20 protein-coding genes are annotated in these 21,323 nt (G+C 67.9%); 13 read left to right on the top strand and 7 right to left on the bottom strand.

Translation table 11 applies throughout. The features are described from left to right. The first annotated feature begins 185 nt into the window (after positions 1 to 185). The 11 genes from rho (at position 186) to R2707_09425 (ending at position 12,289) form a co-directional block, all read left to right on the top strand. On the top strand, positions 186 to 1,793 hold the full coding sequence (gene rho, locus R2707_09475) for a transcription termination factor Rho (GenBank protein ID MEZ5245314.1): 1,608 nt from the start codon (positions 186 to 188) through the stop codon (positions 1,791 to 1,793). 39 nt (positions 1,794 to 1,832) lie between these two features. After that, positions 1,833 to 2,141 (top strand): type B 50S ribosomal protein L31, encoded by a 309-nt coding sequence (locus tag R2707_09470; protein MEZ5245313.1) that lies wholly within the window; start codon positions 1,833 to 1,835, stop codon positions 2,139 to 2,141. Positions 2,142 to 2,147: 6 nt separating this feature from the next. Continuing rightward, positions 2,148 to 3,137, top strand: coding sequence for a hypothetical protein (locus tag R2707_09465; GenBank protein MEZ5245312.1), 990 nt, complete (start codon positions 2,148 to 2,150; stop codon positions 3,135 to 3,137). A gap of 136 nt (positions 3,138 to 3,273) precedes the next feature. Then, positions 3,274 to 4,731 carry a hypothetical protein gene (locus R2707_09460; protein MEZ5245311.1) on the top strand — a complete coding sequence of 486 codons (1,458 nt, stop codon included), beginning with the start codon at positions 3,274 to 3,276 and terminating at the stop codon, positions 4,729 to 4,731. 182 nt (positions 4,732 to 4,913) lie between these two features. Further along, positions 4,914 to 5,948, top strand: coding sequence for a class I SAM-dependent methyltransferase (locus tag R2707_09455; protein ID MEZ5245310.1), 1,035 nt, complete (start codon positions 4,914 to 4,916; stop codon positions 5,946 to 5,948). 15 nt (positions 5,949 to 5,963) lie between these two features. Then, positions 5,964 to 7,223 carry a class I SAM-dependent methyltransferase gene (locus R2707_09450; GenBank protein MEZ5245309.1) on the top strand — a complete coding sequence of 420 codons (1,260 nt, stop codon included), beginning with the start codon at positions 5,964 to 5,966 and terminating at the stop codon, positions 7,221 to 7,223. Beyond that, positions 7,220 to 8,008: a sugar phosphate nucleotidyltransferase gene (locus R2707_09445; protein ID MEZ5245308.1), complete on the top strand. Its 789-nt coding sequence runs from the start codon at positions 7,220 to 7,222 to the stop codon at positions 8,006 to 8,008. Before R2707_09450 ends, R2707_09445 begins: the two co-directional genes overlap by 4 nt. 5 nt (positions 8,009 to 8,013) lie before the next feature. Further along, positions 8,014 to 8,667 (top strand): PIG-L family deacetylase, encoded by a 654-nt coding sequence (locus tag R2707_09440; GenBank protein ID MEZ5245307.1) that lies wholly within the window; start codon positions 8,014 to 8,016, stop codon positions 8,665 to 8,667. 9 nt (positions 8,668 to 8,676) lie between these two features. Continuing rightward, complete coding sequence (locus R2707_09435; protein MEZ5245306.1) at positions 8,677 to 9,717, top strand: SDR family oxidoreductase; 1,041 nt, start codon at positions 8,677 to 8,679, stop codon at positions 9,715 to 9,717. Beyond that, the gene (locus R2707_09430; GenBank protein MEZ5245305.1) at positions 9,714 to 10,847 is read left to right on the top strand and encodes a methyltransferase domain-containing protein; all 1,134 of its coding nucleotides are present in this window, start codon (positions 9,714 to 9,716) and stop codon (positions 10,845 to 10,847) included. Before R2707_09435 ends, R2707_09430 begins: the two co-directional genes overlap by 4 nt. Further along, complete coding sequence (locus tag R2707_09425; GenBank protein ID MEZ5245304.1) at positions 10,847 to 12,289, top strand: PKD domain-containing protein; 1,443 nt, start codon at positions 10,847 to 10,849, stop codon at positions 12,287 to 12,289. Before R2707_09430 ends, R2707_09425 begins: the two co-directional genes overlap by 1 nt. Here R2707_09425 and R2707_09420 read toward each other — a convergent pair. The 7 genes from R2707_09420 to R2707_09390 are packed head-to-tail and all read right to left on the bottom strand — an operon-like array spanning position 12,267 to position 18,243. Next, positions 12,267 to 13,190, bottom strand: coding sequence for a glycosyltransferase family 2 protein (locus R2707_09420; GenBank protein MEZ5245303.1), 924 nt, complete (start codon positions 13,188 to 13,190; stop codon positions 12,267 to 12,269). The genes R2707_09425 and R2707_09420 overlap by 23 nt on opposite strands. After that, positions 13,190 to 14,125, bottom strand: coding sequence for a glycosyltransferase family A protein (locus R2707_09415; GenBank protein MEZ5245302.1), 936 nt, complete (start codon positions 14,123 to 14,125; stop codon positions 13,190 to 13,192). Before R2707_09415 ends, R2707_09420 begins: the two co-directional genes overlap by 1 nt. After that, positions 14,122 to 15,573 (bottom strand): lipopolysaccharide biosynthesis protein, encoded by a 1,452-nt coding sequence (locus tag R2707_09410; GenBank protein MEZ5245301.1) that lies wholly within the window; start codon positions 15,571 to 15,573, stop codon positions 14,122 to 14,124. Before R2707_09410 ends, R2707_09415 begins: the two co-directional genes overlap by 4 nt. Beyond that, a complete protein-coding gene (locus R2707_09405) occupies positions 15,570 to 16,712 on the bottom strand; it encodes a glycosyltransferase (GenBank protein MEZ5245300.1) in 1,143 nt (380 codons plus the stop codon). Before R2707_09405 ends, R2707_09410 begins: the two co-directional genes overlap by 4 nt. A 16-nt stretch (positions 16,713 to 16,728) precedes the next feature. Then, entirely contained in the window at positions 16,729 to 17,313 is a 585-nt protein-coding gene (locus R2707_09400; GenBank protein ID MEZ5245299.1) for an acyltransferase, read from the bottom strand. Beyond that, positions 17,306 to 17,782 carry a glycosyltransferase gene (locus R2707_09395; GenBank protein ID MEZ5245298.1) on the bottom strand — a complete coding sequence of 159 codons (477 nt, stop codon included), beginning with the start codon at positions 17,780 to 17,782 and terminating at the stop codon, positions 17,306 to 17,308. The genes R2707_09400 and R2707_09395 overlap by 8 nt, the downstream gene beginning before the upstream one ends. Beyond that, the gene (locus tag R2707_09390; GenBank protein ID MEZ5245297.1) at positions 17,779 to 18,243 is read right to left on the bottom strand and encodes a hypothetical protein; all 465 of its coding nucleotides are present in this window, start codon (positions 18,241 to 18,243) and stop codon (positions 17,779 to 17,781) included. Before R2707_09390 ends, R2707_09395 begins: the two co-directional genes overlap by 4 nt. A gap of 130 nt (positions 18,244 to 18,373) precedes the next feature. On the opposite strand from R2707_09390, the gene R2707_09385 reads away from it, so the two are divergent. Beyond that, the gene (locus R2707_09385; protein MEZ5245296.1) at positions 18,374 to 20,059 is read left to right on the top strand and encodes an S-layer homology domain-containing protein; all 1,686 of its coding nucleotides are present in this window, start codon (positions 18,374 to 18,376) and stop codon (positions 20,057 to 20,059) included. Next, complete coding sequence (locus tag R2707_09380) at positions 20,014 to 21,204, top strand: hypothetical protein (GenBank protein MEZ5245295.1); 1,191 nt, start codon at positions 20,014 to 20,016, stop codon at positions 21,202 to 21,204. The genes R2707_09385 and R2707_09380 overlap by 46 nt, the downstream gene beginning before the upstream one ends. The last annotated feature ends 119 nt before the right edge of the window (positions 21,205 to 21,323 follow it).

Here is a 21,323-nt window from a genome sequence, read left to right as displayed (position 1 = left end):
ACCCTGTCGACGGCGTCCGCCGGTGACCCGGCAGACCGGCTGCGTGGTTGTTGCCGGACAGCGTTGTCCGTAGCCTGAGCGGAGTCGCCGAGAAAGAGGGGCGCGGCCAGCTCGATTCGAGAGCCTGGCGCCTACCTGTGGTGCGACGCACCCTCCACCTCGACCCCAACACGAGGAGCCTGTCCGTGGAAACCGCGGAAATGCGCCGGTCCACCCTGCAACGCAAGGACCGCGAAGAACTCACGATGATCGCGACGACGCTGGGCAAGAAGCCGGCGTCGCGGGCTCGCAAGGGCGAGATCATCGACCTCATCCTCGATCTCGCCGCCGGCGGCGACGGCAGCAGTGTGGTTCCGGCGGAGCCCGACCCCGAACCCGCGGCCGAAGCGGTGGAGGAGTCCTCCGCCGCTGCCGACGACGACAGCGACGACGACAGTACTGACGACGACAGCAGTGATGACGACGGTGCTGACGACGACAGCGGTGACGACGACGACGATGACGACGACGGCAGTGACGACGACGGGAGCGACGGAGATGCCGAGGAATCCGGCGGCGGGCGGACGGGTCGCTCCCGGAACGGTGATCGCGACGGATCCGGCGAACAGAACGAGAGTGGCCGTGAAGGGGAGTCGAACCGGAAGCGTCGGCGCCGTGGCCGCGACCGCGAGAACAACCGGGACTCGAACGATCAATGGGACGGCGAGCCGATCCCTGTCGCCGGCTATCTCGAGCTCCGCAACGAGGGCTACGGCTTCCTGAGGGTCGACGGCGCGCTGCCGTCCAAGGACGACGCCTATGTTCCCGTGAAGATGGTCCGCCAGTTCGGCCTGCGGAAGGGTGATCACCTCAGCGGCACCTCCCGGCCGGCGAACCGTAACGAGAAGAACCCGGCGATGACCGAGATCCAGTCGGTCAATGGCGGTGATCCCGAAGCAGTCTCGGAGCGCATCGACATCGACTCGCTTCCGGCCGTGTACCCGAGTGAACCGATCGTGTTCGCCGGGCCGCAGGAACCCGCCGATCCGACGGCGCAGGTGATCGACCTGCTCACGCCGTTCGGCAGGGGTCAGCGCGCATTGCTCGCCGGTGCGCCGCGCACCGGCAAGACGACGGTGCTGCAGCACCTGATCCGATCGATCGAGACCAATCACCCCGACCTGACGCTTCTCGTCCTGCTGCTCGACGAGCGGCCCGAGGACGTGACCGAGATGACCCGCTGGGTCGAGAAGGGCGATGTGATCGCTGCGGCGTTCGATCGTCCCGCCGAAGAACAGGTGACGATCGCGGAGATGGTGATCGAGCGGGCCAAGCGGCTCGTCGAGGCAGGGAAGGATGCCGTGGTCGTGGTCGACGGGATCACCCGTCTCGCTCGTGCCTACGCCCAGGAGGCCGCCGGCAACCGGTCCGGCGTGGTGGTCGACGCGACGACCGTTCATCCCGCGAAGCGCTTCCTCGGGGCGGCACGCAAGCTCGAAGGCGGCGGCTCGCTGACGATGATCGCGACGATCAACGTCGACACCGACTCGACCACCGACGCCGCCATCTACGAAGAGCTCGCACCGACCGCCAACCTCGAGATCCGACTGTCGCGGGCTGCAGCGGTTCGCCGCGTGTTCCCCGCCGTCGACATCGAGGCGTCGGCAACCGTGCACGAGGAGCGCCTCGTCGGCGACAAGGAACTCGAGGCGTCGCGTGCGCTTCGCCGCGAGCTCGCCGCTGTCGCAGCCGACCCCACCACCGACGCAGCCGCCGATCTGCTGGCCCTGCTCGAGAAGATCGCCGCGGGGTAGGTTGCCGCGACGGCAATCCCCCTCCAGACTGGAGCCGTTATGAAGTCCGACATCCACCCCGAGTACCGCTTCGTCGTGTTCCACGATGTTTCCGCCGGCACCTCCTTCCTCACTCGTTCGACGATGTCGACCTCCGAGACGACCACCTGGGAAGACGGCAACGAGTACCCCCTGGCCAAGGTGGAGATCTCGAGCGAGAGCCATCCGTTCTTCACCGGTCAGATGAAGATCGTCGACACCGCGGGTCGCGTCGAGCGCTTCGAGAAGCGCTACGGCCGCCGCAAGGCCGCTGCCGGCGAGGCCGCCGCCGTCGAAGCCGAGGCCGAAGCCCCCGCTTCCGACGACTGAGTCGTCATGGCGCTCGACGCGGATCGTCGGGCGCTCCTCGAACGTTCGCGGGCCGAGGGGCTGCTGCGGAGTTCCTTCGATCTCGATCCATCGCTACTCGAGCTGACGTCGGCACCGTTCGGCATCATCGCCCGGGACGACGACCGCGCCTGGATCGTGTCGATGAGCGACGACCTCGCCGTGCTCGGTGGCGCTCTCGTCTGGATCGACCGCCATTCGCCGGCTGAGGTCGATCTCGTGGTCGAGCACCATGGTGGGATCCACGCTCGCCGCGCCGCAGTACTGGCGCCGGAGTGCCGTGTCTGGACTTCCTCGGGAGGCGTGGTCGTTGCGGCGGTGCCGGAGCCGATCCCCGAACCGTTGCCGCGGCCCGACGATGCCGCACACTTCGAGGCCGCGCTCGTGGAGCTCGGTCTCGACGTGGTGTGCGAGGACGGCATCTTGCGCGGCGAGATCGCCGGACTCGAAGTCGCCCGGATCCTCCACGGACCCGACGGCCCGGTGCTCGAGGCCGGCGTCGGCCGTTTCGACCGCGAGGCCGGCGTCTTGTTGCATGCGGGCCGTTCCCCGATCGAGGCGGTCGCCGATGCCGCTGCCCAGGTGTGGCCGCATCGCACTCCGGGCGCGGTTTCCCACGCCGTCAACCGCCTTGCCCGCGAACGCTGGCTCCGTGCCATCGTGGTGGCCGACCCGATCGCCTTCGACATCGATCTCCCGGCGCTCGTCGAGCCGGTGCCGCCCCGAGCCAATCTTCTCGAGGCCGTTCCCGCCGCCGTGTTCGGAACCGATGATGACCGGTCGGTGCTGCTGGTGTGCTCGGTCGGCGTCGACCTGGGCCTGATCCCTGCGATCGCCGACCTCATGGTCGCGCACGCGCCCGACATCGTCAGGATCGTCGTTCCCGTTCGCGATCGGTTGCCGCACCTGGAGCGGCTCGCAACCCGGTTGCCGGTGCCCACCGAGATCCGTGTCATCGAGACGCCCTGGGTCGACTGACCCGGTCGGGCCCGAGGTCGGCCACGACTCCGTGAGGTGAGAGGTCCTGGGCCGATGGACCCAGATATTCACTAAAGGGTCCACGCCACTGCCCCGATGGATCACGCACTGGGCGCGTGAACCGAGGAGCACAGAGATGAAGAAGTGGACCGCCGCTGTGGCAGTGACGGCACTGATGGTGACCGGGTGCAAGGAGACGTTCGAGAACGTCACCACCGGAATCGACGGCGACGTCACGGCGACGAACCCCGACACCGGGGTCGAGCGCAACGTCGATCGCGTCGACGTGCCAGGGGGCACCGGCGACACCGCCCAACTGCTTCCGGTGATCCCGCAGGATGAAGTGTCGATCCTCGAAGCCGACGGGCTGTCGCTCGTCTGGGCTACGGCGCGGAACGCGCCGGCCGAGGGTTCGCTCGAGAACGCGGCGATCGACGAACCCTTCGAGGTTCGCCTCGAGGTCTCCGACACGTCCATCGACCGCGTCGAGTGGTACATCGACGGCGTCCTCTTCCGCGACGACGACATCTCGCCCCCCTTCAACATCCGCTACGTCGGCGTCTTGCCGATCGACGGCACCTTCGAGTCCGACCAGGGATTCGACAACTCCTGGACGTTCCGGCGTGGGCAGACCTACGCGGTCCAGGCGGTCGTGCATCGCGGGGACGCCTCGGTGACACTCGCCGCCGAGTTCACGATCGGAGCGGCGGCCGGCACGCCGGCGGTGCCGACGACGACGGCGGCTCCCGCGCCCACGACGACCACGACGGCGGCTCCTGCGCCCACGACGACGACGACGGCGGCTCCTGCGCCCACGACGACGACGACGGCGGCTCCGGCACCGACGACGACAGCGGCGCCGGTCTCGACCGATGGACGACCCATCGTGATGGCCAACGCCGACACCGTGCTCAACCAGCCCAACACCATCTACGACTTCAACTTCTCATCACCCGGCGAAGTCGTCATCATGGCCAGCAACGTCGAAGCACGAAACATCCGCGGCGGCGGCGCCCGCCGAATCGGCGTCCGCAACGGACAAAGCATCACCGACTCCGGATTCCGCAACTTCGAATTCACCTTCGCCCACGTCCAGATGTCGGGCGGCGCAACCGTCACCCGGCCGTACTTCATCGACGGCACCGACGTGAACAGCCAACCCAACATCGGCGACGGCGACATCATGCAGTTCTTCGCCTACGAAGGAAACATCATCGACCCGCTCGTCGACAACGTCACCATCCACGGCAAACAACGACCCAGCGGATCCACCGCCCACAACGACGCCATCCAATACACCGGCATGTCCGGCGGACAGGTCGTCAACCCGACCATCCGCAACAGCACCATCTACGGCGCCTCATCCGCAGCCGTGCAGGCCAAGCACGTGGTCGGACTGTTCACCATCGAGAACACCACACTCTCCGAAGAGTTCGAGTCCTACCACGCCGTCATCGCCAAGCCCGGCAACGCCTCGTCGAGCATGCTGTGGCGCAACAACACCCTCCTCGACGGCGCCTCCGTCGCCGCCACCGACGGATGGACCGTCGCCGCCGGCAGCAACGGCGTCGGCGGCAACGTGACCATCAACTGACGGGGGTCGCGTCATCTCCGTCGCCTCTCCGGGCGAGCGGTAGGCTTGGGGAAATGGCGCCCCAATGTCCTGCGTGTAGTTCGGCGAACACCGAATCTCTGATGGTGATTCCGGCCCTGCCGGTGCACGTCGGATTGCTCTGGCACAGCGAGGCTGCTGCTCGAGGGTGTGAGAAGGCGGAGATGGCGCTCACCCTGTGCTCGCACTGCGGCTATGTGTGGAACGCGGCGTTCGACATCGACCGCATGGACTACGAGCAGGACTACGACAACGCGCTGCACCACTCGCCGAAGTTCGCGAACTGGGAGGCGGAACTCGCCAAGGGGCTCGTCGAACGCCACGGGCTGCGAGGCCGTCGCCTCGCCGAGATCGGGCCCGGCGACGGGCGGTTCCTCGCCAACCTCTGCATCGAGGGAGGCAACACCGGCATCGGTTTCGAGCCGGGCCACAACCCCGATCGTGTGAGCGAGCTGGTCGCCCGGGCCGATGTGCGGATCTTCGACGAATATGCCGATGCCGACAGCCTGCGTGGCCACGAGGTCGACTTCGTCTCGTCACGCCACGTCCTCGAGCACCTTCCCGAGCCGATGATGCTGATCGACACGATCCGGGGCGGGATCGTCCCTGGCGGCGGGGTCTACATCGAGGTGCCGAACTTCGCGTGGGCGCTCGACCGGGGCGCGTTCGAGGACCTGATGTACGAGCACTGCGGCTACTACACGCCCGAGACGCTCGCCCACCTGATGGTCAGAGCGGGGCTCACCGATGTCGAGGCTCGCCCGACCTTCGACGGCCTCTTCGCCGCCGTCGAGGCCAACGTCACCGGCGCGGCGCCGAACGACGAGCCGGTCGACCCCGCGGTGGTCGAGCGGATCCGGGCCGACGTCCACGCCCTGGCCGACCGCATCGAGGCCGTCGGCGCGGATCTCGCGGCCCGCCGCGATCGTGGACAGCGACTCGCTGCGTGGGGTGGCGGCGCCCGCGCCGTCGGGTTGATGAACCTCGTCCCGGCCTCCGATGCCATCGAGTGGGTGGTCGACATCAACCCGCGCAAGCAGGGGACGTTCGTCACCGGGACCGGCCACGCCATCGTCGCGCCCGAGGTGCTCGTGGAGGCGCGGCCCGACGCGGTGCTGGTGGTCAACCCGGTGTACACCGACGAGATCACGCGAATGCTTTCAGATCTCGGGGTAGATGCCGACGTGATCAGCATCTGAGAGGAGTGCCCCCACATGGCTGAATCACTCACTGGTGGCCCGTGCCGCTTCTGTGGCACCGAGTTGACCGAGACCTTCATCGATCTGGGCAAGTCGCCCCTGTGCGAGACATTCCTCACCCAGGAGCAGCTGCTCGAGGGCGAGAACTTCTACCCCCTTCACGCATGGGTGTGCCACGAGTGCTTCCTCGTGCAGCTCCAGGAGTTCGTGAGCCCCGACGAGATCTTCCGCGAGTACGCCTACTTCTCCTCGTACTCCAACGCCTGGCTCGAACACTGCGCGAACTATGTCGACAAGATGACCGAGCAGCTCGGCCTCGGCGAGGACTCGATGGTCGTCGAGCTCGCCAGCAACGACGGCTACCTCCTCCAGTACTTCCTCCAGAAGAACATCCCGGTGCTCGGTGTCGAGCCGGCCCTCAACGTCGCGAAGGTCGCGGAGGAGGAGCGCGGTGTCCCGACCCGCACCGAGTTCTTCGGTCGCGAGTTCGCGTCGAAGCTCGCCGAGGAGGGCATCCAGGCCGACCTCGTGCTCGGCAACAACGTGATGGCCCAGGTGCCCGACCTCAACGACTTCGTCGGCGGCATGCCGATCATCCTCGCGCCCCACGGCACGGTCACGATCGAGTTCCCCCATCTGATGCGGACGATGGAGGAGAACCAGTTCGATCAGGTGTACCACGAGCATTTCTCGTACTTCTCGCTCGTCACCACCGAACGGATCTTCGCGGCACACGGCATGCGGCTCTACGACGTCGAGGAGCTGTGGACCCACGGCGGATCGATTCGGATCTACGCATGCCACGCCGAGCACACGCTCGAGGAGACCGATCGTCTCCGCGAGCTACGCGAACGCGAACTCGCGCTCGGCACCGAGACACTCGACTACTACCGCGACTTCGCCTCGCGGATCGTGGGTCTGCGTCACGACGTCCTCACGTTCTTGATCCAGGCCCGTCGCGACGGCAAGCGGGTGCTGGGCTACGGAGCCCCGGGCAAGGGCAACACGCTGCTCAACTACATCGGCATCCGCGAAGACCTGATCGAGTTCACCGTCGACCGCAATCCCTACAAGCACGGTCGGTTCACTCCCGGCACGCACATCCCGATCCACGATCCCGAGATCCTCGAGACGGAGCACGCCGACTACATCTTCATCCTTCCGTGGAATCTCACCGACGAGATCACGAAGCAGCTCGCCCATCTCGCCGAGCGCGGCACGAAGTTCGTGCGGCCCGTTCCGGGACTCACGGTTCTGGGTGGGGAGCCGAGGTGAAGGTCGTCCTGTTCTGCGGCGGGCGGGGCATGCGCATGCGCGAGTTCTCCGAGAACATCCCGAAGCCCATGGTGCCCGTCGGGCCTCGCCCGATCCTGTGGCACCTCATGCGCTACTACGCCCACTACGGCCACACCGACTTCGTGCTCTGCCTCGGCTACCGCGGTGACTACATCAAGCGCTACTTCCTCGACTACGAGGAATGGCTGTCGAACGACTTCATCCTGCGCGGTAACAGCGGGTCGGGGGGGTCCGACGTCGAGATGCTCAACACCGACCTCGACACCTGGAACATCACGTTCGTCGACACCGGGCTCGACGCCAACATCGGTCAGCGGCTGATGGCGGTGCGCGAGCACCTCGACGGCGAGGAGATGTTCCTCGCCAACTACGGCGACGGGCTGTCCGACTGCCCGATCGACGAGATGATCGCCGAGGTGGAGAACACGCCCGATGTCGTGGCCAACTTCCTCTGCGTGCCGCCGAGCCAGAGTTTCCACGTCGTCGCGATCGACGACGACAACCGGGCCACCGACTTCGCCGAGGCCGACGCGGCCGATGTCTGGGTCAACGGTGGCTACTTCGTGTTCCGCAAGGAGCTGTGGGACTACATGCGACCCGGAGAGGAGCTCGTCTACGAGCCGTTCCGACGCCTGATGGACCAGCGCAAGCTGATGGCCCATCGACACGATGGTTTCTGGATGGGCATGGACACCTTCAAGGACCGCCAGGCCCTCGACGAGATGCATCAGGCGGGCGAAGCCCCCTGGGAGAAGTGGGCCTAGGCACCGTGCTTCCTCTGCTCCCGGCGCCGACCGACGCACCCCTGCGGGTGCTCTGTCTCGGCGCCCACGCCGACGACGTCGAGATCGGTGCCGGCGCCACGCTGCTCCGGCTGCAGGCGGAGCGTCCGGTCGTCGCGCGAGCGGTGATCTTCAGCGCGAGCCCCGAGCGTCGCGCCGAGCAGGAGGTCGCCTCGGCGATGCTCTTCGCCGCCTCGGTGTCGTACGAACTCGAGATCCACGACTTCCGCGAGTCGTTCTTTCCCGACCAGTGGGCCGCGTTGAAGTCGGCGCTGCATGCCAGTGCCGCGTTCGCCCCCGATCTCGTGTTCACCCATCGTCGGGGCGATCGCCATCAGGACCACGCTGCCATCGCCGACGCGACGTGGGGGAGCTTTCGCGACCACCTCGTCCTCCAGTACGAGATCCCCAAGTACGAAGGTGATCTCGTTCCGCCCAACACCTATGTGCCGTTCGACGATTCGGTGATCGACCGCAAGGTCGAGATCATCCGGACCGCTTTCGCCAGCCAGGTCGACAAGCCCTGGTTCGATGCCGACACGTTTCGCGGGCTCGCCCGGGTGCGCGGCGTCGAGTGCAACCAACGCTGGGCCGAAGCCTTCCACGCCGACAAGTTCACCCTCCTCCCCGAAAGCAAGTGAGACATTCCAATGCGCGTTCTCGTCACCGGTAGCGATGGCTACATCGGCTCGATCCTCTGCCCCATGCTCGAACGGGCCGGGCACGACGTCGTCGGCCTCGACACGGGCCTGTTCCAGAAGATGGACTTCCAGGACAACACGGCACCGTCCACCTCGTGGGGCGACGTGCGAGACGTCGGCCCGGAGGTCTTCGAGGGGATCGAGGGCGTGGTGCATCTCGCCGCCCTCTCGAACGACCCACTCGGCAATGTCGACCCCGATCTCACCTACGGCATCAACGAGCGGGCTTCGGTGCGCATGGCCGAGATGGCCAAGGCGGCGGGCGCGCGTCGCTTCGTGTTCGCCTCGTCGTGCTCGCTCTACGGCGCGGGCGACGGCTCCCTGCTCGACGAGACGGCGGCGTTCAACCCCGTCACCCCCTACGGCGAGTCCAAGGTGAGAGCCGAGTTCGCGATCTCCGAACTCGCCGACGACGACTTCCATCCGACCTACATGCGCAACGCGACGGCCTACGGCTCGTCGCCGAAGTTGCGGATGGATCTGCTGATCAACGACATCACGGCCCGGGCCGTCGTCGAGGGCCGGATCGTGCTGATGAGCGACGGCACCCCGTGGCGCCCGTTCGTCCACGTGGCCGACATCGCCCACGCCGTCGAGGCCGTGTTGTCGGTCGACGACGTCGAGCGGGTACACGACCGGCCGTTCAACGTCGGTCGGACCGAAGAGAACTACCAGGTCATCACCGTGGCCGAGATGGTCGCCGAGGCGGTTCCCGGTGCGGAGATCTCCGTGGCCGAGGGAAGTGGCGCCGACAAGCGCGACTACAAGGTCGACTTCACCCGGATCGCGACCGAGCTGCCCGAGTTCCAGCCGAAGTTCACGGTGCGCACCGGCATCGCCCAGATGGCCGAGGACTTCCGCGAGGCCGGACTCGACATCGACACGCTGTTCTCCGACCGTTTCATCCGCCTCAAGCGACTCGACGCACATCAGGCCGCTGGTCGGCTCGACCAGACCGTCCGTTGGACGGACGGCAACGCGCCCACGTGACAGACGCCGGCTGTCGGAGTTGCGGGCACACCGAGCTGTCGACGGTCTTCGACGCGCCGTCGGTGCCGGTCGAGAACTCCCGGCTCTACGCCGATGCCGCGGCGGCACGGGCGGTGACCCGCGGCGATCTGGTCATCCAACAGTGTGAACGGTGTGGATTCGTGCAGAACTCGGCGTTCGATCCCGACCTCGTCGTCTACGACGACGACTACGAGGATTCGCAGGGTCACTCGACCTTCTTCCAGGCGTTCGCGGGACGAGTGATCGACGAGATGATCGACACGCACCAGCTGAAGGGGGCGAGGGCCCTCGAGATCGGGTGTGGCGATGGCGACTTCCTGCGTCGATTCTGCGAGGCGTCCGGTGGCACCGGGATCGGGCTCGACCCGGCGCTCGGTCGCCGCGCCGCGGTGGATGGCGCCGTCGAGCTCCGGGCGGAGTCGTTCGGCGTCGGGTCCGGGCACTTCGATGCCGATGTGGTGATCTGTCGTCACACGCTCGAGCACGTGCCGGACATCGCCGATTTCCTCGCCGTCATCCGCGGCGAGCTTGCCGATCGGCCCGATGTCGTCGTCTATCTCGAGGTGCCCGACAGCGGCCGCATCGCGACCGAAGCGGCCTTCTGGGACATCTACTTCGAACACTGCAGCTATGTCGACCAGGTCGGGTTCGACGGGCTGCTCCGGCGCAGCGGGTTCGAGGTCGTCATGTCGCGCCTCGACTACAACGGCCAGTACCTCGTCGCCCATGCCCGACTCGCGTCTCCCACGCCGTTCGAGCCCCGTGGGGATCGTCCCGACTTCGGTGCGCTGGCCGACAGCGTGGAGGAGTGGCGCCGGTGGGCGGCACAGACCGAGGGTCGTCGGTGTGCGGTGTGGGCCGCCAGCTCGAAGGCCGTCGCGTTCCTCTCCGCCGTGCCGGAGTTCGCACCCGTGGTCGCGGTCGACATAAATCCGGCCAAGGCCGGCCGCTACCTTCCGGGCTCCGGTCTCGCCATCTGCCACCCCGACGATCTTCCGGGGTTCGCGGTCGATACGGTCGTGGTGATGAACCCGGTCTACATGGACGAGATCAGCGAAGAACTCGCGCGTGTCGGCGTCGAAGCGGAACTCTTGGGGCTGGGGGCGTGATGCGGCGGTCTGCCTTCCTGTTCGTCGCGTGTGCCCTCGTCGCATCGTCGTGCGGCGCCGACGATCCGGCGCCCGTCGCGTTGGGTGATGTCGAGATCCCTCGTGTGCCGGTGATCCAGGTCCCGTCGCAGGCGGTGGCCATCGACATCGACGGCGACGGCGTCGAGCAGGTCAGTCTCGACGCGACCGGCAACGTTCGTGCACCCGACGCGCCGATCGTCGACTATCGCTGGAGCGAAGAGCTCGAGGACCTCGCGTTCACCCCCGACTACACCGGCGAGTTCGATGTCGGGGAACACGTCGTGACGCTGACCGTGACCGACGACAACGGGCTGTCCGACATCCGCACGGTGGTCGTACGGGTGCTCAAGCCCTACCAGTCGACCGACAACAGCCCCATGATCGATCTCTTCTACGGCCCCGAGATGAACGCCGGCGAGGGCGTCGCCCAACGGTGGTACGACATCCACGGGAATGTCAGCGACCCCGACGGTGTCGCGTCGCTGGTCTTCAGTCTCAACGGCGAAGCATCCGAGAGTCTCTCGCTCGGCCCCAACGATCGCCGGCTCGTGCGCGAGGGCGACTTCGTGATCGACATCCTCCGTACCCGCCTGCGAGAAGGCGTCAACACGGTCGAGATCCGCGCCGCGGACAATGTCGGCGATGTGACGACCGCGCTCGTCCAGATCGTCAACGAACCGGTCGACGAGCTTCCCCTACCCGGCGTGATCGACTGGAGCGTCCAGGAACTCGACGGGCTCGTCGAGGTGGTCGACGGGCGCTGGAAGATCGAGGGCGACGAACTCGTCATCGACGAGGAGAGCCTGGGCTACGACCGCCTTCTCGCCGTCGGCGACATCGAGTGGACCGATTTCGACGTCCAGTTCCCGATCACGATCGACGCGATCAGTGAGGACTTCAACCCGTTCACCTCCACCACGCCCGGCTTCGGCATGTTGCTGCGGTGGAACGGCCACAACGAGAGCTTCACGCCCGGGAGTCAGCCCCAGCAGGGTTTCCGCCCCGATGGGGGCAACACGAAAACGCCCTACGGTGCCTTCCCCTTCTACGCGATCGAGCTGAACGGCGACAACGTCCTCGAGATGCAGAACCCGAACGGCACGGTGGTCACCCGTGATCTCACCGAGCAGGTCAGGGTCGGACGCACCTACCTCTTCCGGGGCCAGGCGCAGTCGATCGTGGGCAGCGGTGGTTCGGTGTTCCGGGCGAAGCTCTGGCCGGAGGGGTCGCCCGAGCCCGACTGGATGGTGAGCTATGTCGCCCAGGTCGCTCCGGAGGTCGAGGCCGGCTCGGGCAGCTTCGTGCTCGTCGCCCACGAGGTCGCGGTGCGCTACGGCTCGCTGCGGATCTCCGAGGTTCCCGAGAGCGACCGTCTCAGCGACGAGGCGGTCCTCCAGCTCAGGGCCGCCCAGCTGAACTGACCGTCGCGACCGCCCGCTGTGCTCGCCACGCAGCCCAGCGTCGGGCCTCGCCGAGCAGGACTCGGGGACGGCGCCCCTGTCGGGCCCACGAGAGCAGGACGCGTCGCGCCGAGCGCCGCTGCGCCGGCGTCAGCGGCGCATCCGACACGGCGGACCAGAATCCGCCGAGAAGGCGGGACTCGGGTAGTGCCGGGCCGGTCGCATTCGGATCGAACCATCGTCGCCGGGACTCGCCGTCGGGGTTCGCCTTGACCGACGAGGTCTCGTGGAGACGGCGATGGAATGCGGCATCGACGGGAACGAGTCGTCCTCGCAACGCCATCTCGACGATCAACACCTTGTCGGAGCCGCCGTAGGGTCGGATGACGCCGGTGTCGATCAGCAGGTCCCGCCGCATCAGGCCGAGGACCGGATTGCACACGTGGAGGTGGGAACGGATCGGGTCGGCGAAGAGCTCGCGCAGCCGGTCGATCGGGTCGTCGCGGTCGGTCCATATCGCCGGTTCGGGTTCGCCGGCAGGCTCACCGTCGGCGTCGATGAAGTGGGGCGCGCCGTAGGCGATCGCCACGCCGGGCTCGTCGTGTGCCGCGATCAGCTCGGCGAGCAGGTGGGGAGACCACACGTCGTCGTGCGGGCACCAGGCGAACAGCTCCGCGTCGCCGCGCGTGACCAGGCCGTTGAAGTTGCCCGCCGCACCCACGTTCTCGGCGTGACGGACGACCCGAACCGTGGGCTCGGCCGCGGCCAGACCGTCGGCGAGCGCCGCGGTGCCGTCGGTGGACGCGTTGTCGGAGATCAGGATCTCGTCCGGCGGTCGGGTCTGGCCGAGTAGCCCGGCGACGCACGCCTCGAGATACCGCTCGCCGTTCCAGACGGGGACGCCGACGGAGACCGACACCATCAGCGTCGCCTCCGCAGACGACGGGTGATCGGTCCGAGCGCGGTCGGTCGGTCGGCTCTCACCGCGGCGACCACGCTCCGGACGGCCGAGAGCGGAGCCGAGCGGAGATCGTGGCGTGCGAGCGACAGGTGTCCGCGGGCGAGCCGGGCCGCGAGCATCTCCCGGTGCGGTTCGTCGAGATCGTCGCCGTGGCGGTCGAGGATGTCGCCGTAGAGCGCGACCGTGTGGTGCCAGTAGCGCCGCGACCGCGTCCCCATCGCGTCCATCTGACGGTTGCCGGTCGTGTCGTCGTCGGTCATCTGGCAGCCCGTGCCGGCGACCGCACACATCGGCTTGCCGATCCCGAGGCGCAGGAACACATGGGTGTCGTGGCGGGATCGGAGCTCCGGCCAGAGGCCGCCGACCGAGTCCCACGCGGTGCGCGAGAACACCGACGACTGCAGCATCGTCGGCTGGCGGCGCCGGACCACCCAGTCGGTCGCATCCTCGGCCAACTCCCATGCGCCGTCGACGGCGAAGTCGGCCAGCTCGTAGAGCGAGGCGTCGTCGCGGTCGCCCACGGGTCGGCTGGTGTCGTCGAAGTAGACGCCCGCGCGGCCCTCCGTCGCGCGGATGGCCGCGGTGATGCGTTCGAGATGGTCGGGAAGCCAGTGATCGTCGCTGTCGAGAAACGCGATCCAGTCGGCCTCGGTGCGTGCCGCCCCGATGTTGCGGGCGACGGCGGCACCGGAGTTGTCGATCGTCTCGACCCGCACTCGATCGCCGAAGGGCTCGAGCAGGGCTCGGGTGTCGTCGGTCGACCCGTCGTCGACGACGAGCACCTCGTCGGCGGGTCGCGTCTGCGCGAGGATGCTCTCGACGGCGCGCACGATCGTCGTGGCCCGGTTGTAGGCCGGAATGATCGCGGCGATCGTGACGTCGTTGTGAAGTGTCATGTCGGTGTCACCGAAGTGTGGGGGACGGGTGGTGTCCGGCGCACGAGCCGGGTGATGTCGGCCCGCACGGCGGGGATCATGGCGATCAGCACGAGATAGACCGCAGAGGTCGTGCCGCAGCGCACCAGGAGGCGCACGAGGGTCGGCCAGTCGCTGCTGGGTTGGGCGACGAGCCACCACAGCGCGACCAGACCGCCGCCGGCCGCGGCGATGGGCGCGAGTCGGACGAGCGAGCCGAGCGGCGTGACGGGGATGAGGCGTCCGACGATGGCGACGCCGAGCAGACCGAGGGGCACGCCGGCGATCACGATCGACGCGGCGACCCCTTCGATGCCCCACTGCACGCCGACGATGAATCCGGTGACCGACACCGTCGTGGTCGCGAGCGACCACCAGAACTGCCAGCCCGGGTGACCCATGGCGACCATGGTCGCGCCGCCGTTGCCGAAGACGAGTCGGAGGATGCCGGCGACCGCGATCCACTGGGTCGCCGTCACGGCCGACGCCCACTCGTCGCCGAACGCCCACGGGATCGCGTCGTGCGAGGCGAGGGCGATCACGACCAGCGGACCGGTGACGAGCGCGGCGATGGCGCGCTGGCTGCGGTAGTAGAGGTCGGCGACCGCTGGACGGTCGTGCTGGAGTCGGGAGAAGGTCGGCAGGATCGTCCGGGCCACGGTCTGCCCGACGATCTGGAGCGGCAATGACAGGACGCGGTACGACAGCGAGTAGTCGGCCAGCGCGATGGGTCCCTCGACGCGGCCCACGACGACATTGTCGCCATTGCCCGAGGCGAAGTTGACCAGGTTGGTGCCGAGCAGCTTCGCGCCGAACCCCGAGAGTTCCTTCACCTCCGCCCGACTGGTGCGCCATTCGTGGTGACGCTCGACGAGGAGGATGCCGAGCAGCGTGACCGCGTCGGTGACGATCATCTGCCAGACGATGGCCCAGTACGAGTCGGTCAGGATCGCGGCGGTGATCCCGGCTGCCGCGCCGGCGACCGCACCGGCCAGTTCCGCCCGGGCCAGCGGGGCGAACCGCATATCTCGCATGAGGAGGCTGCTCGGCACGATGGCCAATGCCTTGAGGATCACGAGCACCGACAGCACCCGGAGGACCGAGGTCAGCTCGTCGGTGCGGTAGAAATCGGCCACGACCGGCGCGACCACGAGGGTGAGCAGGGCGACGGCGCCGCCGCTCCCGAGCGAGAGCCACGACGCGGCGCCGATGTGGCCGGGTTGCAGCTCCTCCTTCTGCACGAGGGCCGTGCCGAAACCGAACTGGACGAAGATCGTGCCGAAGGTGACGTAGACCGTCGCCATCCCGATGATGCCGAAGTTCTCCTGGCCGAGCATGCCGGCCAGCAGCAGCGCAGTGGCGACGCGCAGGCCCTGGCGTCCGCCGAGCGACAGGGCGTTCCACCCGACCGATGATCGGATGCTGGTCATGCCCGCAACGCGATCTCGAGCGCGGTCCGGTGCCGACCGGCCCACGATGCCCGTTCGACATAGTCGCGTCGGGTGGTCTCGTCGTCGCGTCCTCGTTCGGCCGCGTCGGCCGCAGCCGCTGCGAAACCCGCCGCACCCGGCGCGGCGAGCACGATGGCGTCGTCGTCGGCCGCCTCCGCCGCGATCGGTGGAAGATCGACGGTCGCGACCGGAATCCCTGCGGCGCGGTACTCGTAGAGCTTCAGCGGGCTCATCGCCTCGGTGAGATCGGTTCGGGTGTGGGGGATGAGTCCGACATCGGAGTCGCTCACGAGCGCAGCGAGCTCGGCCCGGTCGGCCGCGACGTGCAACGTGGCGCCGAGCGCTTCGAGTCGGGCGCGTCGGTCGTCGTCGCGACACGGGCCGACGAGCAGCACGCTGCCGGGTGCCGCCACGAGGTCGGGGAGCAGGCGCTCGTCGATGCGCTCGTCGACCGTGCCGACATACGTGAAGATCGGGCGGGGGAGGGTTCGCGTCAGCGGCGGCGGGGGCCCGGGTTCGAGCCACTCGGTCGGGTCGATGCCGTTGGGGATCACCGCGGCGGGACCGGTCGGGGCGATGCGGTCGAGGAGGGGGCGACTGATCGTGAGCACGCCGCGGCCCGTCGTCCGCAGGCCCTCGTAGGCCGCCAGGTAGGCGGGCCACCACGGTTGCCGGGGAGGAAAGCGCGACCAGTCGTCGCGGCCGTAGTAGGTGACCGGCCCGGCCCACTCCAGGGGGGCGAATCCGGCGAAGAGCGGATCGAAGCTGACCACCGCCGGTTGTCGGAGCCCGGCCCGATCCGCAGCGGCCCGCACGACTGCGTCGCGGCGGGCCACCTCGGCGCGGATGTCGTCGATCGAGACCGCTTCCCGACGACGGAGCCGCACGGGACGGAGGTGGGCTCGAGGGCTTCCGAGTCCTCGAGGCCACGGCGTGGGTCCCCTTCGGAGTTTCGCGGGAAGCCAACGAGGGGCATCGACGACGAGGACCTTGCCGACGCGCTCGCTACGGACGAGCGTCTGCAGCATCCGTTCCGGCGGTCGCGCGAGGCCACGGGCGTCGGCATCGGCGAGCGTCTCGGTGGAGAACGTGAAGACGACGTCTCGGGGGGCGGTCATCGATTCCATCGCGGTCTCAGTCGTCGTCGAGCGCACGAACGACGCGGGCCGGGGCACCGACGGCCACGCTCCGGTCGGGCACGGTGCCGCGCACGACCGAGTTCGCACCGACGATGGCGCCGCGGCCGATGTCGGCGCCGGGGAGCAGGACGACGTTCTGGCCGAGCCAGGCGCCGGCACCGATGCGAACGGCCTCGAGTGAACTGATTCCCTGTTCGTGGATGGCGACGTCGTCGGCCATGAAGGCGTGGCCATGGTCGGCGACGTAGACGTTGCGGGCGAGCAGCGCACCTTCCTCGATGCGGATGCTCGTGGCCCCGGAGATGACGCACATCCCCGACATGCGGACGTTGTCGGCGATGTCGATGACGACGTCGGGTTGCGGGCCGGATCCCTCCGGCGGATCGACGACCTGGAGCCATGACGACGCGCCGATGTAGACGCCCGATCCGATCCGGATCCGCTCGACGCCGCCGAGGCGGACCGGATGGGCGAGCACGCTGTGTCGGCCGAACGACGCGAACGCCCCCCGCACCATCAAGGAGAGTCCCTTGTCGCGGACCCGGGTGAGCGCCTGATGGAGGTGATAGCCGCTACGCATCGATGAAGGTCCGGATGGTGTCGAGGAGTTGTGGTGAGGTCTCGGGGGCCGTCGGGGTCTGGGACCGCAGGTCGCCACGACGGTCGAGCAGATCGTGCAGCGATCCGGGAGTGTCGGCCACCCAGATGCCGGGACGTTCGCCGAACCGGAGCGCGGTCGCGACCTGATGGTCGTTGCGGGTCTCGCGACGTGCCCCTTCGCGCGGGAAGATCACCAGGGGAGCTCCCAGGTCGAGGCAGGTGATGATCGTTCCCATGCCGGCGTGGGCGACGACGACTTCGGCCTCCTCGATCTTCGCCCGTAGCTCGGCCGGGTCGACCAGAGCCACGTGATGGAGGTGCGTCGGTGGCGGTGTCTGGTCGCCGATCTGGGCGAACACCTCCGCATCGGGGTGCCGTTCGGCCCACTCGTCCACTGCGTCGATCAGGCGGGGGAACGGCATCTGGGCGCCGACCGTGACGAGGATCATGCGACCGACCCCGCGTAGTGCGGTCCTTCCTCGGTCGTCAGGTGGGGCCACTGGGTGAGCCAGAGGTCGGCGATCCGGCCGGCGCGGCGTCCCGACATCGAGATCTCCTCACAGTTCGCGATCGAGTCGATCCAGATCCCGCGGGCCCGCACGAGCTTGCCGAGCTGGATGGCGAGGACACCGGGAGCGGCCCCCGTCGAGATGATCACGTGGGGGCGATGGCGCACGATGACCCAGAGGAGTTGGAGGGCGAGCTTGACCAGCTTGAGCCGGTCCCATCGGGTCGCGTCCTCGACCACGACGAGCCGATCGCTCGCGTCGAGGTCGGCTCGATACTGTTCGCGGACGGTGACGAATGTGACGTCGTGGCCCGCCAGCGCGGGGCGGAGTCGGAGCAGCTGGACCCAGTGCCCACCACCCGACGCGACCGCCAGGACCCGGCGTGGTGTCTTTTTCGGCACGTGGCACCCCTACGGCTTCCGCTTCTACTACATTGCACTTCTGTTACAGACATTACGTGTCGGTTGCGGGCGGCGACGAGAACGACACAACCTTCAATCGGCTAGCAAGGACGAGATTCAAGTGCACCGAATGACCTCCACGACCGCCGCCATCATTGCGATTCTGTCATCCCTGGCAGCTTCGTTGGTACTCGCGGCTTCGCCCGCCTCCGCTGCCAACACCTGGTACGTCAGCTCCTCGGGGTCGGGGAGTGCCTGCACCTCGGCCGCCCCGTGCCGCACCTTCAGCGCCGCGCTCGGTCAGGCGCGCCCCGGCGACACCGTTCGCGTGCGCGCCGGGTCGTACCCGTTGCAGGAGATCGACCGCAACGTCGGCTGGAACGCGGCGTCGGCCAACATCACCTTCAAGCCCGACAGCGGCACGGTCACCGTCGCCGGCATCCGCAGCCATGTGCCGTCGTTGACCTTCCAGGGGTTCAACAACACCGGCGTCATGTACTTCCATCCGGGAGCCGATGCCAACCGTGCGATCAACAATCGCATCGACCAGGCGTATGTCACCGCTGCCGACGGCACCTACTGGGCCGGCAACATCATCGATCCCAAGACCAACGGTCCCGATGCCATGCAGGTCAAGGGACTCAATGGCGACAACCCGATCGGCGTGACGATCATCGACAACATCCTCGGGCCGCAGCTGCTCTCCGGCGACTCCCACACCGACTGTCTCCAGATCCTCGGCGGCGACGACATCTATGTCGCGCGCAACGTCTTCTTCCCGTGCGCCGACAAGTCGATCCAGATCCGCAGCGGGGCCGGTGGGACGGTCGGGAGTGTGCTCGTCGAGAGCAACTTCATCAGCGAGTGCGCGCCACGCACGACCCTGTGCAACGGCTATCACGCGATCACCGTCTCGGCCGAAGGCAACGACCTCCGCTTCATCCACAACTCGATCAACGGCTCGGTCGGTCTGTCCTCGGGCTCCACGTCGGGCGGAACGAACAACCTCCACTTCTACGGCAACATCGCCTCCGACCTGCCGTGCACGCCCCACACCGACTGGAATCTCGTCAACAGTGCCAAGTGCGGAAGCCACGACATCGTCGGGCAACCCACGTGGGTCGACCGATCGTCGAACGTCCAGAACCTCCACCTCGTTGCCGGCAGCAAGGGCATCGGCGTCGGAAGTCCCTACGCCCCCAACACCGACATCGACCGCCAGAGCGGCTGCGCCGGGGGAGATCTCGGAGCCGACCAGGTCTGCGGTTCCGGCGGTTCCGGCGGTTCGGGCGTCTCGAGCGAACTGGCCGACGCGATCGAGTGGCTCAACGACACGGGAATCACCACCGAAGGTGCCACCCCGTGGGAGTTCGGCTACGACAACACCAACACCCGGGCCCACACCGTCACGTTCCTCTTCCGGGCGTACGGCGAACCGGGCCAACGGGCGGCCCTGCCGATCGACGTTCCGGCCGGCCAGTACTACTCCGCCCCGGTGCGCTGGGCCATCGCTCGTGGCGCCGTCACCGGCTACCCGGACGGCACCTTCCGCCCCAACGCGCCGATCTCGCGAGCCGACTTCGCCCTCATCCTGTGGCGCTCGGCCGGCTCTCCGTCGGCGCCCGACGTCACCCTGCCCGACGTCTCCCGGTCGAGCTACTACTACGAGGCGATCCGCTGGGCGAACCACGTCGGGGTGATGAACGGCTTCGGCGACGGTAGGTTCCGACCTGATGAGTCGATCACCCGCGGCCATGTTGCGTTGATGCTGTGCCGCTATTCCGACGAGGTCTCCCTGCCCGTGGGGCGCTGCTGATCCGAGTCGTCGGCCTCCTCCTCGTCGTCCAACTGCTCGGTGCCGCGTGCGCCGGCGATGACGATGAGGGGGACGGTGCTGCCGATGTCCCGATCTCGTCCCTCGACACCGCGTCGACCGTCGACGGCACCGCGGGGGACGCAGTGTCATGGTGGTTCGAGGCGCCCTGCGGTGACGAACCCGACTGTCGCCCCCCTCGGCCCGACGATCTCCCGGCATCGACCGTCGAGTTGGCGGCCGGTCACACCGACGAGCTCGTGCTCGATCAGCCCGACGCGATCCTCGTCGGCGGCGAGGGAACGACCCTTGGCCTGGTCGAGATCGAAGCGCCGGGCGTGACGATCGTCGGGGTCGAGATCGACACCATCGTCATCCTTCCGGGCGGCAATGGCGCTCACCTCGAGGCGAACCGGATCGGACAACTGTTCGTCAACGGTGCCGATGATGTGGTCGTGCGCGGCAACCTCATCCGGCCGTTCGACATCGGACCCGACGCGATACAGATCAAGACGTTCGACGGCGACCAGCCGGAGAACCTGCTCGTCGAGGCGAACGTGATCGGCCCGCAGGACTCCGACGGGGAGATCCACACCGACTGTGTCCAGATTCTCGGCGGTGACGAACTCCGCTTCGTCCGCAACATCGTCATGCCGTGCGGCGACAAGGCCTTCCAGATCCGGTCGGGAGCGGGAGGCGACATCGGCACCGTGATCCTCGAGGGCAACTTCATCCTCGAGTGCGTCGAGCAGCGGGCCGGCTGCGAGGGTTTCCACGCGATCACCTGGGCATCGACCGAGACGACCGCGCTCGTGCTGCGCCACAACACGATTCGGGGATCGGTCGGCATCTCGAGTGGTGGATCCACGATCGATCCCGGCGACAACTTCATCGCCGTGGGGAACATCGCCTCCTCGCTGCCGTGCACTGCCGGGACCAGCGACAACCTGACGGTGACCGTCGAGGCGTGCGAGGGCCGCGGTGTGCAGGCGGAGTTCCCCGAGTTCCTCGACGACCGGCCGGGTGTCGGCGACCTCCGATTGGTCGACCCCGAGAGTGTGCCCGTCGCCGCAGCTCCCTTCGGCCCGTCGATCGATGGTCGGCCCTCGTGCGCAGCGCCGCGATATGGCGCCTCGACCGACTGCTGATCGGCTCGGTCGCGACCGAACCAACGCTGCAAACGGTTGGTAATGTCGAGGAGCGGCCGATCAGTACTGATGGTGGCTGAACAGCGCCCATCGGCCCGTCTGGAGTGTTCGTGGATATC

It is taken from the genome of Acidimicrobiales bacterium (assembly GCA_041394245.1).
GTDB lineage: Bacteria > Actinomycetota > Acidimicrobiia > Acidimicrobiales > Aldehydirespiratoraceae > JAJRXC01.
This window is presented reverse-complemented; position numbering and strand designations above follow the sequence as displayed.

Excerpts from the sequence above, each read along its gene's own strand:
- R2707_09420 (MEZ5245303.1), bottom strand. The coding sequence starts at position 13,190 with ATGGTGTCGGTCTCCGTCGGCGTCCCCGTCTGGAACGGCGAGCGGTAT.
- R2707_09450 (MEZ5245309.1), top strand. The coding sequence starts at position 5,964 with ATGGCTGAATCACTCACTGGTGGCCCGTGCCGCTTCTGTGGCACCGAG.
- R2707_09470 (MEZ5245313.1), top strand. The coding sequence starts at position 1,833 with ATGAAGTCCGACATCCACCCCGAGTACCGCTTCGTCGTGTTCCACGAT.
- R2707_09425 (MEZ5245304.1), top strand. The coding sequence starts at position 10,847 with ATGCGGCGGTCTGCCTTCCTGTTCGTCGCGTGTGCCCTCGTCGCATCG.
- R2707_09400 (MEZ5245299.1), bottom strand. The coding sequence starts at position 17,313 with ATGCGTAGCGGCTATCACCTCCATCAGGCGCTCACCCGGGTCCGCGAC.
- R2707_09405 (MEZ5245300.1), bottom strand. The coding sequence starts at position 16,712 with ATGACCGCCCCCCGAGACGTCGTCTTCACGTTCTCCACCGAGACGCTC.
- R2707_09385 (MEZ5245296.1), top strand. The coding sequence starts at position 18,374 with ATGACCTCCACGACCGCCGCCATCATTGCGATTCTGTCATCCCTGGCA.
- R2707_09435 (MEZ5245306.1), top strand. The coding sequence starts at position 8,677 with ATGCGCGTTCTCGTCACCGGTAGCGATGGCTACATCGGCTCGATCCTC.
- R2707_09410 (MEZ5245301.1), bottom strand. The coding sequence starts at position 15,573 with ATGACCAGCATCCGATCATCGGTCGGGTGGAACGCCCTGTCGCTCGGC.
- R2707_09455 (MEZ5245310.1), top strand. The coding sequence starts at position 4,914 with ATGGCGCTCACCCTGTGCTCGCACTGCGGCTATGTGTGGAACGCGGCG.
- R2707_09415 (MEZ5245302.1), bottom strand. The coding sequence starts at position 14,125 with ATGACACTTCACAACGACGTCACGATCGCCGCGATCATTCCGGCCTAC.
- R2707_09395 (MEZ5245298.1), bottom strand. The coding sequence starts at position 17,782 with ATGATCCTCGTCACGGTCGGCGCCCAGATGCCGTTCCCCCGCCTGATC.
- R2707_09460 (MEZ5245311.1), top strand. The coding sequence starts at position 3,274 with ATGAAGAAGTGGACCGCCGCTGTGGCAGTGACGGCACTGATGGTGACC.
- R2707_09465 (MEZ5245312.1), top strand. The coding sequence starts at position 2,148 with ATGGCGCTCGACGCGGATCGTCGGGCGCTCCTCGAACGTTCGCGGGCC.